Source organism: Paenibacillus sp. 01T442, assembly GCF_056398345.1.
This window is the reverse complement of the sequence record NZ_JBFTPF010000005.1, coordinates 214434-229878: the sequence shown is the minus strand read 5'-3', so window position 1 is coordinate 229878 and position 15445 is coordinate 214434. Positions and strand designations below refer to the sequence as shown.

The following is a 15445-nucleotide window of genomic DNA, read 5'->3' as shown; positions in this document are numbered from 1 at the left end:
CTTCCGAAGCCCCCCACGGATTCACCGTTTCCTTCTTCAGACAAGTCCCTTCGGATTTTCTGCTTTCATTACTCACTCTGAACGCCTTGATGTACAAATACCTACTTCATGTTCAGCCCTTCCGCGAGGCGTTGCAACACCTTACGTACTATGGCTTCTGCTGACTTCTGTACGTTCAGCCTGTATTCACATACAAGTTTACAAAGTTAGCTTTGCGTTCCGTACAGATCTCCCCAGGTAAGAACGCTATCTTCCTCTCCATCTATCTGCTCCATCTACTCTCGTACGCCTTCGGCAGTAAGGGCTTTAACTTGTTCTGCAGTCTCACCCAACATACGCTAGCCTTATATGGAGTTCGTGTTCCTCAGACCGGAGATTTGCCGCCGGCTTCCTTCAGATTCCACCTCACGATGGACACCCTTGCCTTAAGCTATGGCTACTACTGCCTTCACCATTCGGGACTTGAACCCTAGAGATAGCGCCCATGCTGGGCGCACAGAAAAAGCCTCCCCGATACCCTATCGGAGAAGGCTTGTTTTGCCCATGCGGACCTTTAGTGTACCTCTTCAAGCTCCCTAGCTGGGACGAGCCGAGCATCTGCGGGATTGCCTTCCGCATGTACTTTGACTAGGCCTTTCCCCGAGTCTACACTGTCAATCCAGACAGCCAGACCGTTCAGATCCACTTCAATTTTCTCATCTGCAGCTAAAATTTCCTGAGCACGGTGAACATTCATGGTTCATCCAGTACGGATTCCGGATAATCCATCGTATCCGTGGTTGAGTGTTCAATTAAGCCACCCTGCATGGTGACGTTACCGCCTCCAAGCCCCTCATTAATCATTCGATCAATGTCCATATAACAATCGTCCCTATCTTCATTGTTCGTGTCTTGCGACAGATTTGATTCTGATGCCATCCGTAATCCCTCCTTAGGTTCGCTATTTGGGTTATCATGTTGCATTTATAAACTCTCCAAACTCCCCTCTAACCATTCTCTTAACTACCTGCCGTATAAAGGTAACGTATCAAGAGAATACTAGTACAATTATGTATGTTGGGGAGGAATTACATCGATGCATACCGTGTGGAAAGGCGCGATCAGCTTCGGGCTTGTTCATGTTCCTGTTAAAATGTTCTCAGCCACAGAGGATAAAGATATCTCTATGCGCTATATTCACAAAACGTGTATTACCCCGCTATCCTATGTCCGAAAGTGCCAGACTTGCGAGAAGGAAGTAGAGTGGGAGGAAATTTCGAAAGGGTACGAGTTTGAACCCGGGCGTTTTATTCTTTTTGAAAAAGATGAGCTGGAGGAAATCTCCGGCGAGGCGAACAAGGAAATTAAGATTTTGGACTTCGTAAATTTAACGGATATTGACCCTGTGTATTTTCAAAAGACTTACTACCTCGGCCCCGGTGATACAGGCGCTGGTGCCTATATGCTGCTGCTTGATTCCATGCGCCAGACGGGGAAAATCGGTATCGCCAAGGTGTCCATCCGCTCCAAAAGCTCGCTAGCCGCCATCCGCGTCATTGAAAATTGCCTTGCCATGGAAACCATCTTCTATCCGGATGAAATTCGTCCGATTTCGCAAGTGCCTAACCTTCCCGAGAAGGTTACCGTGAATGAGCGGGAGATGGAGATGGCGAAAATGCTGATCAATCAGCTCTCCACCCCTTTCGAACCCGAGAAGTATAAGGATGAGTACCGCGCCCGCCTACTCGACGCGATTGAGCACAAAGTGGCGGGTGAAGAAATCCAAACCGCACCGCAGATGCAGAAAACAAGCGTCATCGATCTTATGTCTGCACTTCAAGCCAGCTTGAACGCGACGAAACCGTCCGATGGCAAAATAACGCTTGGCGCGGATGCCTCCGTAACCGAGTTCTGAGGGGGTTGAGAGTTGAGTTGAGTTGAGTTGAGTTGAGTTGAGTTGAGTTGAGTTGAGTTGACTGTAAAAACTACAGCTAATTTCGAACAAATCCGCCCGATTTTTCAATTAGCTGGATTTCCTGATGTTAATTCTTGCTGGTTGGATCAATTCCTTACATTTCTCCGAAATTAGCTGTAGGAAACCCAGTTATGTTGATAAATTCATCATTTTCGATCAAATTAACATCAGAAAATCCAGTTAAATTCTTAACTACCCCTCATTCCCTACTCCAATCAATTCCCATCTACACTTCTCCGCTCACCAAACAACTCATCCCCGAGAAGCCATTTTCAGCCTCCTACTCCTCATCAGCGCCAGCATAAGCAGAACCACAGGCAATATGACCATAAAAATAGGAAAAATGAAATGAGCAGCTATTTCCTTAGGGAATATAATCGTTATCTCCTCATAATTCAAAGGTATGAAGGTTAATAGCATCACAACGATAGCGGTAATCCAGGTGACGATCTTCCAATTCCTGATGCCGAGCAGTTGTGACGTTCCATAACTCGCTACAAATAAATACAGCGCCAATTTGGTGAATATACTCATGATCCAGATCGTAACGACAATCGCATCCAGATTTTCAATAATACCGCCAATGGATATGGAACGGACGATCATAAGCATAGGATAGGGATAACCAGCAGCGACATGAGGACCGAACATCAGGATGCTGACGATTATCGATAGCACCGTAAGTACACCTGTGAGCATAACCCCGCTTATCGCATATCTAACGGTATTCTTCCGCTTATCCACAAAAGCGATCAACATCATAATCATAATGCAATCTCCTAAGAACGCAGCTGTCGGAAGCGCTCCTTTCATCAGGATCATCATGTCATTATCTAAGTAAATCGGAAGCAGCCGATCCCACTTCAATTGATTAATACTTAGAAACATTGGGCCCAACACGCAAAGTAAGATAATCGGCCCTGTAACTTCACAAATACGTGCCAACACACCAACACCATGCAAGGTAGGGTACAAGACGACAAGAAGCATCGATATTTGGATGACATAGAGAGGAGTCTTCGGCATAATGGTCCCTGTAATGAATAAGCTGAATTGTCTCAAAATCACGGTAAGTATGACAAGCCACACTAGGATGAAGAGGGCTGAAATTAAGCCCCCCAACCATTTACCAAGCAGAATGCGATTATACTCGACTATGGTCAACCCAGGGAACATCGTACTAAGTTTGCCACATATATAAGCAATGAGCGTCCCTGCTACTGTCGCGAGTAGAATGGAAATCCACGCATCCTGTTTAGCAATTTGTGCTGCAGGAGCAATCGTGAGTAGGATCGTCATAATAATTTGCATGCTAACCATCATCCAGAATATTTGCCGATTTGATAATGCCATATCACTCATTGATGACCCCACCTATCTATCTCTGCTGACCGGTCATGGAAGGAAAATTCGATATACCTGGTCTCTGTATGGTACTTTTCACTTCCAGCTGAACGTCCATCGTTGGAAAGATGGTGCTCCAATTCGCCTTGGCTTGCTTCCATTCCCGTGGATATTTTTTATGAAAAGCCCTTGCAAAGCCGAGTACGTCCGCCTTTTGATCATGTTGTAACTGTTGCAACGTATCTCTCAAAATTCCCTTGATCTTCTTATCGAATGGCTCTTCTAACTTTCTCATATTGTCAGAGCCGTTAGCGAGGAGCAGCGCGGTCGAGTTTTGAACGACATCCGCTTCTAATTTCAATTGTACGGTCATTTTCCAAATACCGTTCTCAATCGAAGGATGCAAATGAAGATCCGTGTTAATGATCTTGATCACGACTTTCCCACCCGCTTCATGTTCAGTGAGCGTTATATTACGACCAAGATCTTCATGAATCAACAATCGAATCCCCATTTGTTCATCTCGGGTTAGGAAACAAGCTAGTTTCCCCTCTTTAATCACCGACATTCCTTCTACGGTCAGGATCGTTTTTTTAACTTGATTCGTGATCATTTTACTCTTATTCGCAACCGGCAGTAGGAAGGCACCGGATTCCCCACTCAACAAGTCCTCGATATCATGCATGGTAGCAGACTGAATCAATGGCTTCTGCGAAAGTTTAATTAAGGTTTCATAGGTATTCGGATCATTCTGCGCATCTAACATTTCCTTAGCTGTTCCTCTGCTTACAAAGAAATTAGCCTGTTCCCGTGGTTGAATATCCCTGAATAAGAAATCGAAATCATCAAACATCCYGCTCCGTGCCAATTCTTCTCCAAAGAAGTAAGCTTTGGCATGACTCCAAGAGAAATAACGTGGAAATTTCTTTTGCAATTCCGATAACGCATCAGGCATGGAGCTTCCTTTGGACGAAATCGTGTACACATTGCCTTGCCCGGTCCCTCCTTCTCCCGAAGAAGCAGCCGGATTGGGTATGAACACTTGAACGGTCACTTCAATTTCATCCTCCGTGAGCTTGTCGATTCCAGCGGCTATGATAAAAGCCATATCGTTCACCTCAACACGATCCCAACAACCAGATAAGAGAAGGACGCACAGTGAAATGACTGGAACAGATACAAATAACCTCATAGCTAGCCACTCCTAACCGCTTAATTCTCATTCCGTTCATCCGGATGCTCACGCTGCCTTTTCAGATTATTTTTGTCAGCATAAAAGGCAGGACGTGTATTCATTTTGCTAGTGGGAGCTCGAAACAAAACATCTTTGATTCCTTTGGGATAAATCGGGGCAAATGGAGCCAAATAAGGTACACCGAAAGAACGGAGAATACACAGATGACTAATGATTAGAAGCAACCCCAGAATAAGACCAAACAAGCCTAAGATGCCGGATAAAATCATAATTGGAAAACGAAGAATGCGTAAGGAGATACCTGCGGAGTATTGCGGCATCATAAACGAGGAAATGCCCGTAATCGCTACCACCATAACCATAGGTGCAGATACTAATCCTGCTTGGATAGCCGCTTGTCCAATGACGAGTGCACCAACAATACTGACAGCAGAACCAACTTGCCTAGGCAGACGAACTCCCGCTTCACGCAAAGCTTCGAAGGTAACTTCCATAATCAACGCTTCGACCAATGCAGGGAAAGGGATTTCCTCCCGAGATTTAGCAACACGAAGCAGCAGCGTTGTAGGCACCATTTCATGATGAAACGTTAATACAGCCACATAGATCGCCGGAGCCAACATGGCAATCAGGAAAAATGTATAACGTAGCCAACGAATGAGGCTTCCAATCAGGAAACGCTGATAATAATCTTCAGGGGACTGCATAAGGGACCAGAATGTAGTTGGAGCAATGAGAGCAATTGGCGTATTATCTGTAATAATGACAACGCGGCCTTCTAACAGGCCTGATACGGCCACATCTGGACGTTCCGTTGTTTGTAATTGGGGAAAAGGTGAATAGATATTGTTCTCGATCATTTCTTCGATGTAGCCGCTCTCAAGTACCCCATCCAGCTGAATTTGAGAGATTCGCTCCGAAACTTTACTAATGATCTCTGGTTTGGCAATCCCCTGAATGTAGGCCATTGTGACATTTGTCTTCGAATAATTGCCAAGCGTATAGGAAACGAATTTTAACGCGGGTGTCTTTAACCTTTTTCGAATTAATGACGTATTTACGATTAAAGATTCTACAAAGCCTTCGCGTGGACCACGGACGACAGACTCTGCTAATGGCTCTTCTACCGCCCTGCCCTCAAATTGCGAAACCTCAATGGATAATGCCCCTTGGACCGTGTCTAACAGTAAAACTGCCTTACCTCCAAGCACGTCATTGATAACTTCACCAATGATACGCAGTTCTTTATACTGGGATATCGATATACAGTTCATCACGTTGTCCATCGATGTCACGGTTTCTGAGCTTGCTTTCTTAAGTGGTTCAAGGACATGACCATCAAGCAGTTCTACATTCACCATTCCGCGCAAGTATAGGACAGATGCTTGTAGGCCACACGCCATATGCATGGACGCGAAAACAACATCATCACAATCTGTAAATAAGGTTTGCAAATGAAGGATATTCGAGGAGAGTTCCGTCGACACCAAGGTATGGAATACTTCCTTGTCTATACTCGGGTCCTCAGGAAAAGGTTGATTCATTCAAAACTCCCCTTTCATTCTCACAGTCATTTAGGTATTGTTATGCTCTCAAAATCACACGGCTATTCAGTGACTGCCAATGCAGGGGCATTTTAACAGACCGCCCATGTCATCTTGCTTGAAAGAACCTAAATTGGTGAAGAATGGTAGGATAACGACAATGTAAAGGGGTTATGACCGATGGATTTTAAACCAATCCTCCCATTTGAGCCAGTTAGCACGAATGATTGGCCAGTTGGCACTCATTTTACGAGTCAAATCAAGTGGGATGGGTAAGAATGCTGCTGTACTTCGACGGCTGTGCGACAAAGCAAATAATCTCGGCTTAATACGTCTGTTATCTAACGACTTGAAAAGACTTTTATCCGTAGCACGAAGAAGAGGTTTTTACACTGGAAGTTGGACCACAGCAACTGTCTACTTCCGTTTGACTGACCTCAATAACATTTTGTTTTCCAAAGTAACTGGTGCTGCATACGCCGGTCTCAGGCAACTCCAATTCCACCTTCTCCGCAGCCTCCCAGTCCCCTGTAAGAGCTGCGACAATGGACCTGACCTGCTCATAGCCCGTAGTCATCAGAAATGTCGGTGCGCGACCATAGCTCTTGGAGCCCGCAATGTAAAAATTGGGTTCGGGCTGGCGCAGTTCTTTTTCTCCATGAGGTTTTACCGTACCACAGCTGTGAATGTTCGGATCAATAAGTGGAGCCAGCGCACTCACACTTTCAATGGCGCTATCGATATCGGTTCTGACCTCGCGGAGAAAACTCAGATCAGGACGAGACCCTGTATTGCTAATAACCTCATCGATCGAATGAATTTGAACCGACTCTCCATTACAACTGCCGTTAACAACGATTTTCTCACCGGATATTTCAAAGTTTTCAACCAAGAAGGATGAGTATACTTCTACATCGCCTGATGTAACTAGGTTTTTCAATCGAGTACCGAGTGTTCCACGTTCGGGAAGACCGTCATTTTCCTGTCCACCATACACCTCATTAACAATGGATTTCCGAATAACCCAATATAGGTTCGTCTGCGGTTCTTGGTCCTTAAGCTTTCCCAGATCCAACAAGGCATTAATGGCAGAATGACCGCTGCCAACCACCAATACGTTCTTGCCCGCGTAACGATCTCGATCCTTGCCGATTACTTCCGGAATCCCGTACGCAATTTTATTTTGGATCTTCAGCTCGCTCTCCGTCCAGATTCCTTCCGATACCGAAGGGTTAGGCGAGGACCAGGTGCCTGAAGCATCGATGACTGCTTTTGCTTCATAAACTTTCTGTTCGCCATTCTCAAGAACGTGCAGCACGAATGGGACCTTTTCACGATTCGCTGTTTTGATTTTGCTGAGCCCTTTGCGGCTGACTGCGATAACTTTCGTTTGAAGATGGATGAATGGTTTCATCTCGGGCAATTCGGCTAACGGTGCAAGATACTGTTCGATTATTTGCCCACCGGTCGGAAGCCCACCCTTATCTGGTGCTGTCCATCCGCTTGCTTCAAGTAGCTGCTTGGCTGCTTTATCGATATTATATTGCCAAGGGGAAAAGACACGCACATGACTCCAAGTAGAGATATTACCAGCAATATGTTCAGCTGATTCAAAGAGAATAAATGACTCCCCTTTGGTGACCAAATGAGAAGCTGCGGCTAAACCCACAGGTCCTCCTCCGATGATGGCAACGGGTAATTTCCTTTGATCACTAAAAGGAGCTTTTGTCGGCTTAGCTGAAAATTCTACCGGGATTGAAGTTGCACAACATTCACTCATCTAACCTACCTCCAACATTTAATCAATTTATTTTGATTAATCCTTTAAAAATAAAAGCGATTATCAACAACCGCTTGATTTAACCTCATCTGTACGAAAAATGCAGCAGAGCTCAGGCGAAAGAAGATTGTTCACTTCCGCCGAATTCAATTCGTAATAGCTCCAAGTGCCTCTCGTCTCTCGTCGGATCAGCCCGGCGTCCATCAATATCTTTAAATGATACGACAATTTGGACTGTTGCATTTCAACAATGTCGGTAAGGTCACATACGCAGGTGTTTCCTCGTTGTGTAAGCTCATACATGATCTGAAGCCTTTTCTGATCAGCTAATGCTTTGAATTTAGCTTCATATTTTGAGAAATCAACAGTCGCTGACCGTTGATCAACGTCTGGAAGCTCTTTAATCATTTTCTCCCCTCCTTAAATCAATTTTATTTGATTAATCGATCTTAACACATAATATTCGGGGAATTCAAGGATTAAATCAATTTATTTTGATTTAATTAATTCAATTGTGATTTACAAAACCTTAACTTTTATATATAACTGAATAATTATATAATAATTTACAAATGATAATGGAGCTGAGATAATCATGAAGAAACCAGTTCGTATTTACTTTTTATGTATTCAAAATCGCTGCCGAAGTCAAATAGCAGAAGCATTTGCTAAATATTACGGTGGGGAACACATTATTGTCGAGAGTGCAGGGCTAGAGCCGCATGATATTCATCCTTTAACTCTAGAAGTCATGAGGGAAGTCGGGATTGAGTTATCAGGAAATACTTCTAAGAAAATTGATATGAAATATTTCATCGCATCGAATGTGATTGTAAAGCTCTGCCAGCAAGTTGCAGAACGTTGTCCCATTGTACCCTTTGGTATCACGAGTGTCGATTGGGATATTGAGGATCCATTACTTTCAAATGACATCCAGTCAGTTCGACGTACACGTGACACAATACAAAAGAAAGTGATTGAACTCTTAAAAGGATTGAATGTGCCAATTTAAAGGAGCGTGTAATTTTGCCCGATATTGAACAATTATCTGACGTGTGTAAGCTGCTTGGGGACAAAATGAGATTGACGATTCTCTCTCTGCTCAAAGAACGTGAGCTATGTGTATATGAGCTTGTTGAACTCTTACAAACAAGTCAGCCCAATGTGAGTCAGCATATGCGAAAACTGAAAGCCGGCGGTTTAGTAAAAGAAGCGAAAAAGGGCCAATGGGTTTTTTATTCTTTACATATTGAGGATAAACCCTTTCTGAGCGAGTTTTTTCAGCACCTGCCATCCCAAAAAGAAAAAGTGGATGCCACATCTTGTGAAGATCTAAATTGTTGTGATTAGGAGGAACCATGACTTACATTGCGGTGCTTATTTTTCTTATTACGTTAACTTTTGTTATTTGGCAGCCTAAGGGCCTCAACATCGGATGGTCATCTTCTGCTGGCGCTATCCTAGCTCTTATCTTCCAAGTCGTGTCTCTCCACGATGTACTGACGGTTACATCCATCGTTTGGAATGCGACGCTAGCTTTTGTCGCAATTATTCTCATTTCCTTAATCTTAGACAATATTGGATTTTTTGAATGGGCTGCCTTGCATATGGCGAGGATTGCAAAAGGAAACGGACGGCTCATGTTTGTGTACGTCATTTTATTAGGCGCGGCAGTTGCTGCATTTTTTGCAAATGATGGCGCAGCGTTAATTCTAACGCCAATTGTATTAGCGATGGTCCGAGCGTTGAAGCTGCCAGATAAAATGATTTTGCCTTTCATCATGGCAAGTGGGTTTATTGCGGATACAACTTCATTGCCTCTTGTCGTCAGCAACTTAGTGAACATCGTATCAGCGGACTTCTTCGGTATCGATTTTGTCACCTATGCGAGCCGCATGATAGTCCCAAGCTTATTTTCTTTAGCGGCAAGTTTGGTTGTCTTGTTCGTTTTCTTCAGAAAGGACATACCAACGAATTACGATATAAAGCAATTAAAACCGCCTTCAGATGCCATTAAAGATCATAAGCTTTTCCGAATGTCATGGGTTATCCTTGGAATCCTTCTCGTCGCATATGTAAGCAGCGGATTTATTAAAATTCCTGTTTCCATCATCGCAGGAGTCGTAGCACTGATCTTCATTTTAATGGCTAGATCCAGTAAAGTGATCGAAACAAAACGAGTGATTAAAGATGCTCCGTGGGCTGTAGTCATATTCTCTATCGGCATGTATGTAGTCGTTTATGGCCTTAAAAACGTCGGTCTCACGGATGCCCTAGGAACGGTAGTTGAGAACTTAGCAGGACAAGGATTATTTGTCGCAACAGTAGGAATGGGCTTCTTGTCGGCTATTTTGTCCTCCATCATGAATAACATGCCGACGGTTATGATTGATGCACTTGCTATCAAAGGTACAAATACAGACGGTATTATACGAGAAGCACTGATTTACGCCAATGTTGTTGGAAGCGATCTTGGACCTAAGATAACACCGATCGGGTCACTCGCAACCCTTTTATGGCTTCATGTTCTATCTACGAAAGGTGTAAAAATCACATGGGGCAATTATTTTAAGACAGGCATCATCCTTACTGTCCCAACGCTCTTAATTACCCTTACTGGACTTTATTTATGGCTTCACGTTATTAATACAACAAGCGTGAATATTTGGTTGTTAATTGTTGCGATTGCAGTAATTCTGGTAGTCGCCGCGCTGATCATAAAAACTTTTTTTGGTGCAAAACAAATTAAGGAGGGCAAAAAGGCGCTTAAGCCTAGATGATCCCATACAAAAAGGAGAAATGAAACCATGGAAAACAAAAAACCATTCGTATATTTTCTTTGTACAGGAAACTCTTGCCGCAGCCAAATCGCCGATGGCTATTTGAAAGCTTTGGGTGGGGACAAATATGAAGTGAAAAGTGCCGGCTTGGAAGCCCACGGATTAAACCCACGTGCAGTGGCAACGATGAAAGAAGCTGGAATCGACATCTCAAACAATACCTCTGATGTTATTGATACCGAGATTCTATCCAGCGCTGATTACATTATTACATTGTGTGGTCACGCTGACGAACACTGTCCTGTAGTGCGTAATGACAAGGCGCAAAGATGGCACTGGGGGTTTGAAGACCCTGCCAAAGCAACTGGGACGGAAGAAGAAATTACAGCTAAATTCCGTGAAGTTCGTGATTCTATTAAAAGCCGGATCGAACAATTCGTGAAAGAAGGCAAGTAATATGATCAAAAGAATGCACGTTGCGGTTAACTGTTCTGAGCTTCAGAAGTCGCTTGATTTTTACCGTGCTTTCTTTGGTACAGAGCCTACCAAAGTAAAAGACAACTACGCTAAGTTTGAATTGGATGATCCTGCCCTTCACTTTTCCCTTAATGTTCGCCCTTTTGAGAAAAAAGGAGTCCTTAATCATTTGGGATTTCAAGTGGATAACACGGAAGACGTTCTGGCTATGGGCGAACGTTTAAGACAAAGCGGACTTCTTCTCATTGATGAAATGAACACAACATGCTGTTATGCAGTTCAGGATAAAGTCTGGGTTTATGATCCGGACGGTAATGCTTGGGAAATTTTTTACACCAAAGAGGATTCGGAGTTTGAATCTGCAGGGGATTTGCAAGATATGTCTCTATGTTGTGCTCCTCCTTCTGCACCGTCCACGCCTGTAACAATTGAATTCACACCCTTTAAGAAAAAGTAAGGAGATCATTATGGAGAAAAATTATCAAGCACTTGTTGATGACAAAATATTTTTTGGCGGAGCAGCAGACGTCGAGGCTATGGTTAAAAACGAGAACGTTGAGGTTGTAGTCGATTTGCGTGGTGAAGCTACAGAGTGTGCCTATCCTACAGATGGCGTAGAATGGMTTCAGGTGCCGCTTGGTGACAATGCAGAAGATCCACAAGACGAACTATTCCAACAAGCTATAAATTACGTTGTAGAGGCGTATAAGAGCGGTAAAAAGGTTGGATTCCATTGCGGTGGTGGGAAAGGACGTACTGGTGCAGTAGCAATTGGCACCATGATTACTTTAGGTAAAAGCGACAACATCAAAGATGCAGAAAAATTAGTGAAAAGCATTCGCACGGTAATTAATATTAAACAACCTCAGCGTGAGGCACTTGAGAAATTATTTAACAAATAATTTGATGGGTCCCCTGGCATTTTCTTTGCTAACGAGGCCTGCAAGTAATCCATCAGCTAAGGAGGAATAACATATCGCGTGCAAAAAAATGAAGTCGCAATACAACATGAACCCATAAGCAAATGGAAGGCCCTACTGGAAGTATTAGTTGTATCGACAAAACTCGGGCTTACTTCCTTCGGAGGACCGATCGCTCATCTTGGTTATTTTCATCAAGAATATATAAGCCGCCGTAAGTGGTTGGACGAACGAAGCTATGCGGATTTGGTCGCACTATGCCAGTTTTTGCCCGGTCCTGCCAGCAGTCAGGTCGGCATTGGAATCGGCGTTATCCGTGCTGGATTGCTCGGGGGATTGATCGCTTGGCTTGGATTTACGCTGCCATCAATCATTGCGCTGGTTTCGTTCGCCTTCCTATTTCAGGGATTTGATATCGGTAACGCTGGATGGATTCACGGTCTTAAGATAGTCGCTGTAGCCATTGTTGCTCAGGCCATACTTGGCATGGGACAAAAACTTGCTCCTGACCGCAACAGGGTAACAATCGCAATCATTGCTTCGTCCGCTACCCTCTTATGGCAGACTGCTTTTAGCCAAGTCTTGCTTATTGTTATTGCGGGCTTTGTTGGTATGATGTTATATAGAAAAACGGTTATTCCTGAATCAACAAACCTAACTGTTCCCATAAGCCGCAGCTTTGCAGTCCTATGCTTAGCAGTCTTCTTTGGACTTCTGATACTGCTGCCGTTGCTTCGCCAATTTGTTGTCGCGGACTGGCTGTCCTTATTCGATAGCTTCTATCGGTCGGGGTCTCTTGTTTTTGGCGGTGGGCATGTCGTTCTTCCGTTGCTTGAAAGGGAAGTTGTGCCGACAGGGTGGATCAGCAAGGCGGACTTTTTAGCGGGATATGGCGCGGCCCAAGCCGTACCCGGACCGTTATTTACCTTTGCCGGTTACTTGGGAGCGATGATTAGTGGAGTTACAGGTGCTTTTATCGCAACAGTGGCTATTTTTCTTCCAGCCTTTCTTCTGATCGTAGGGGCGCTGCCCTTCTGGAATTCCTTGCGGAGAAGCTCTAAAGTTCAAGGAGCATTATTCGGGATTAACGCAGCAGTTGTCGGCATCTTGTTGGCGGCACTTTATAATCCGCTTTGGACGACGGCGATTCTGGCTCCTGTTGATTTTGCCTTGGCTTCGATATTGTTTTTGATGCTCGTCTTTTGGAAATTGCCGCCTTGGGTTGTTGTTATCTCAGGAGCGATTGGCGGGACGTTGATCTCACTTGTTTGGTGAAAGCGGAAAAATCATAAAATTACATTTCCAGAAAATAACAAGCCTGTTTAAATAAATTTTAATGAAAGGAATTTATGAAAAACACGCTTACGAAAAGGTCGTTGCTTCTATTCTTTTTCATTATTATTTTGTCTCCAATTTCTGGGCATCACGTCGAAGCTGCTGAAATTTGAAAATGGTCGATTGGAGCAGATAAAAAGAAAAGGTCAATAAATGGTGAGAAGAACCATTTATTGACCTTTTCTTATTTAGGCTTATCTTAATCGACAGGTTTCCTTTTTATTTTTCCCAAAATCCACAAAGTCGCAATGCCTATGGAAAAAAGTAATATACCTAAGAATAGTATCATCCCAACAAGAGGAATGTTCATGAGTGAAACCAATAAGATCAAACCAGTTAATGAAATAATCCAGTTTGAACGACCAAACGTACCTTGAATCTTTTCACCCACTACAATGCTTAAAGCAGCCATACCGATTATGAAAGCTAACAATACTAAAACGAATAATACAATTGCAAAAGGGATTCCTATGATTGTAACAAGTAAAAGTACGGTTAGTGCTATCAAAATGAGACTACTGAAAAAACCTATATACAATAGGTGACCAGGTGACTGCCGCGCATGAGTCATAAATGGTTGTATCCGCTGTTTGAGTATCAGTATTGTTAATAAGGGCAGTAATATCAAAATGATACTGACTGTTAATTGCAACAACCATGTCCCAATGACTAGCCCTCCACCTATCAACAGACTATTTTGGGTAGCTTTATCAAAAGATAAATTGATGATCTCATCTGATATGAATGCTCCTTGCTCTTGATGTATTTTTCCACCTACAACTAAAACAAAACCATTTACCTTTGCTGATGCTTTTAAATTTAGGTCTCCGTTAAAAACAATAACTGAATCGTTCACAGTTCCCCAAATGGTCGTATCTGCACCGACAACCACGACATCATCAACCACCTGATTCGCAGGCACAACCGTATCTTGATGTTCAAAAATCCCTTTTGCCATAGCATTCGTCGGTATTGTAAATAAAAGGGCACAGAATATCAGTGCAATGAACATCAACCTTTTCTTTTTCACCAATTAGCCCCCTTAAACCCACTTGCTTTTAACAAGTGTTTTATTGAAATACTCGATGCCACTATGAGAATAATAGAAAGCCCGATTAGCCCAGCAATGATATAAGTGTGCGAGCCTAAGATGTCTCCGAATACATGAAGTAAATTATAAGCAACTTTAAGCATGATCGAACCAAATTTAAATAGGTATGATCCCATAACTACCAAAACGATCGTAATGAAACACAAAACACTAATTAGCAGTAACAATAGCCAATTGCTCCCTGTAGAAACATTTTCGTGTGTAACATTCAAACCAATTGCGTTTATTACCTTGTCTTCGAATCCTTCTGGTGCCTCAATCGAATGGTAGGCAGTAAATACTTGCGTTTTTATTCCCGCTAAATCGCTGAGCAATTCACTACATTCCGGGCATGTATCCAAATGTTCTTCGACTTGTCGTCGTTCAGCCTCAGACAATTCGTTATCCATGTAGGCAGATAGCTGATCCTCTATATGGTTTGACATCTTAATCCTCCAATTCACGAATCATTTCTTTACGTAACAATAGTCGCGCTGCACTAATACGTGATTTTACAGTACCGAGAGGAATGTTTAGCATCCCCGAAATCTCATCATAAGAATAACCTTCAATTTCCCTAAGGACAATGGCTTCTCTGTGTTCAGGACTCAATTTTCCCATCGCTTCTTCAATCGTCATTTGGAGATCTCTTCGTTCCATATCGTTATTTGAAATCTGTGTTTCGATCAATTCGCCCCATACTGAATTTGTTTTCTTTTGCTTTTGAATTCGGTCATAGCATAAATTGGATACAATTCGTTTTAACCACGATGCAAAAGCATATATATTATCTAATTTAGAAAGTGAATAAAAGGCTTTAACAAATGCTTCTTGAGCAACATCCTCCGCGTCCATACGATCTGCGAGCATCCCATAGGAATAACGAAAAACGATATCTTTATAACGTTTGACGAGTAAGGCGAATGCTTCTTTGTCACCGCTTTTCGCCTTAGCAATTAAGTCATATAATTCTTGATCCACGCATATTCTTCCCCCCGCAGTACCATCCATTGATTCGATAAATTT

18 protein-coding genes are annotated in these 15445 nt (G+C 43.1%); 8 read left to right on the top strand and 10 right to left on the bottom strand.

What is annotated here, in order from left to right; translation table 11 throughout:
• Positions 1-553: 553 nt before the first annotated feature.
• Together AC1DLM_RS07560 and AC1DLM_RS07555 are read right to left on the bottom strand one after the other, a co-directional pair.
• Positions 554-736, bottom strand: a complete 183-nt coding sequence (locus AC1DLM_RS07560) for a small, acid-soluble spore protein, H family (RefSeq protein WP_441988333.1) — start codon at positions 734-736, stop codon at positions 554-556.
• On the bottom strand, positions 733-918 hold the full coding sequence (locus tag AC1DLM_RS07555) for a hypothetical protein (RefSeq protein ID WP_056608512.1): 186 nt from the start codon (positions 916-918) through the stop codon (positions 733-735). Before AC1DLM_RS07555 ends, AC1DLM_RS07560 begins: the two co-directional genes overlap by 4 nt.
• A 157-nt stretch (positions 919-1075) precedes the next feature.
• Here AC1DLM_RS07555 and ku point away from each other — a divergent pair, with 157 nt between their 5' ends.
• A complete protein-coding gene (gene ku / locus AC1DLM_RS07550) occupies positions 1076-1894 on the top strand; it encodes a non-homologous end joining protein Ku (protein ID WP_477569593.1) in 819 nt (272 codons plus the stop codon).
• A gap of 312 nt (positions 1895-2206) precedes the next feature.
• Here ku and AC1DLM_RS07545 read toward each other — a convergent pair whose 3' ends face one another.
• The 5 genes from AC1DLM_RS07545 to AC1DLM_RS07525 form a co-directional block, all read right to left on the bottom strand.
• On the bottom strand, positions 2207-3316 hold the full coding sequence (locus tag AC1DLM_RS07545; protein WP_477569592.1) for a GerAB/ArcD/ProY family transporter: 1110 nt from the start codon (positions 3314-3316) through the stop codon (positions 2207-2209).
• A 16-nt stretch (positions 3317-3332) separates the two neighbouring features.
• Entirely contained in the window at positions 3333-4490 is a 1158-nt protein-coding gene (locus tag AC1DLM_RS07540) for a Ger(x)C family spore germination protein (RefSeq protein ID WP_477569591.1), read from the bottom strand.
• A 20-nt stretch (positions 4491-4510) separates the two neighbouring features.
• Positions 4511-6037, bottom strand: coding sequence for a spore germination protein (locus AC1DLM_RS07535; RefSeq protein ID WP_477569590.1), 1527 nt, complete (start codon positions 6035-6037; stop codon positions 4511-4513).
• Between the two features lie 361 nt (positions 6038-6398).
• Positions 6399-7817, bottom strand: a complete 1419-nt coding sequence (locus AC1DLM_RS07530; RefSeq protein ID WP_477569589.1) for an NAD(P)-binding domain-containing protein — start codon at positions 7815-7817, stop codon at positions 6399-6401.
• Between the two features lie 63 nt (positions 7818-7880).
• Positions 7881-8225 carry an ArsR/SmtB family transcription factor gene (locus AC1DLM_RS07525; RefSeq protein WP_477569588.1) on the bottom strand — a complete coding sequence of 115 codons (345 nt, stop codon included), beginning with the start codon at positions 8223-8225 and terminating at the stop codon, positions 7881-7883.
• A gap of 187 nt (positions 8226-8412) precedes the next feature.
• Between AC1DLM_RS07525 and AC1DLM_RS07520 the strand changes: the two genes are divergently transcribed.
• From AC1DLM_RS07520 to AC1DLM_RS07490, 7 genes are all read left to right on the top strand, one after another.
• Positions 8413-8829: an arsenate reductase ArsC gene (locus AC1DLM_RS07520; RefSeq protein WP_477569587.1), complete on the top strand. Its 417-nt coding sequence runs from the start codon at positions 8413-8415 to the stop codon at positions 8827-8829.
• A 14-nt stretch (positions 8830-8843) separates the two neighbouring features.
• Positions 8844-9167, top strand: coding sequence for an ArsR/SmtB family transcription factor (locus AC1DLM_RS07515; protein WP_477569586.1), 324 nt, complete (start codon positions 8844-8846; stop codon positions 9165-9167).
• Positions 9168-9175: 8 nt separating this feature from the next.
• Positions 9176-10597: an arsenic transporter gene (locus AC1DLM_RS07510; RefSeq protein ID WP_477569585.1), complete on the top strand. Its 1422-nt coding sequence runs from the start codon at positions 9176-9178 to the stop codon at positions 10595-10597.
• Between the two features lie 27 nt (positions 10598-10624).
• Entirely contained in the window at positions 10625-11053 is a 429-nt protein-coding gene (arsC, locus tag AC1DLM_RS07505; protein WP_441988321.1) for an arsenate reductase (thioredoxin), read from the top strand.
• Position 11054: 1 nt separating this feature from the next.
• Positions 11055-11531, top strand: coding sequence for an ArsI/CadI family heavy metal resistance metalloenzyme (locus tag AC1DLM_RS07500; RefSeq protein WP_441988320.1), 477 nt, complete (start codon positions 11055-11057; stop codon positions 11529-11531).
• 10 nt (positions 11532-11541) lie between these two features.
• Complete coding sequence (locus tag AC1DLM_RS07495; RefSeq protein WP_477569584.1) at positions 11542-11976, top strand: protein-tyrosine phosphatase family protein; 435 nt, start codon at positions 11542-11544, stop codon at positions 11974-11976.
• Positions 11977-12054: 78 nt separating this feature from the next.
• The gene (locus AC1DLM_RS07490; RefSeq protein WP_477569583.1) at positions 12055-13269 is read left to right on the top strand and encodes a chromate transporter; all 1215 of its coding nucleotides are present in this window, start codon (positions 12055-12057) and stop codon (positions 13267-13269) included.
• A 259-nt stretch (positions 13270-13528) separates the two neighbouring features.
• On the opposite strand, the gene AC1DLM_RS07485 is transcribed toward AC1DLM_RS07490, so the two are convergent.
• From AC1DLM_RS07485 to AC1DLM_RS07475, 3 genes are read right to left on the bottom strand one after another with little or no spacing between them, the layout of a single operon-like run.
• A complete protein-coding gene (locus AC1DLM_RS07485; protein ID WP_477569582.1) occupies positions 13529-14359 on the bottom strand; it encodes a hypothetical protein in 831 nt (276 codons plus the stop codon).
• A complete protein-coding gene (locus tag AC1DLM_RS07480) occupies positions 14356-14865 on the bottom strand; it encodes an anti-sigma factor family protein (RefSeq protein WP_477569581.1) in 510 nt (169 codons plus the stop codon). The genes AC1DLM_RS07485 and AC1DLM_RS07480 overlap by 4 nt, the downstream gene beginning before the upstream one ends.
• Position 14866: 1 nt before the next feature.
• Positions 14867-15400, bottom strand: a complete 534-nt coding sequence (locus tag AC1DLM_RS07475; protein ID WP_441988316.1) for an RNA polymerase sigma factor — start codon at positions 15398-15400, stop codon at positions 14867-14869.
• Positions 15401-15445: the final 45 nt, after the last annotated feature.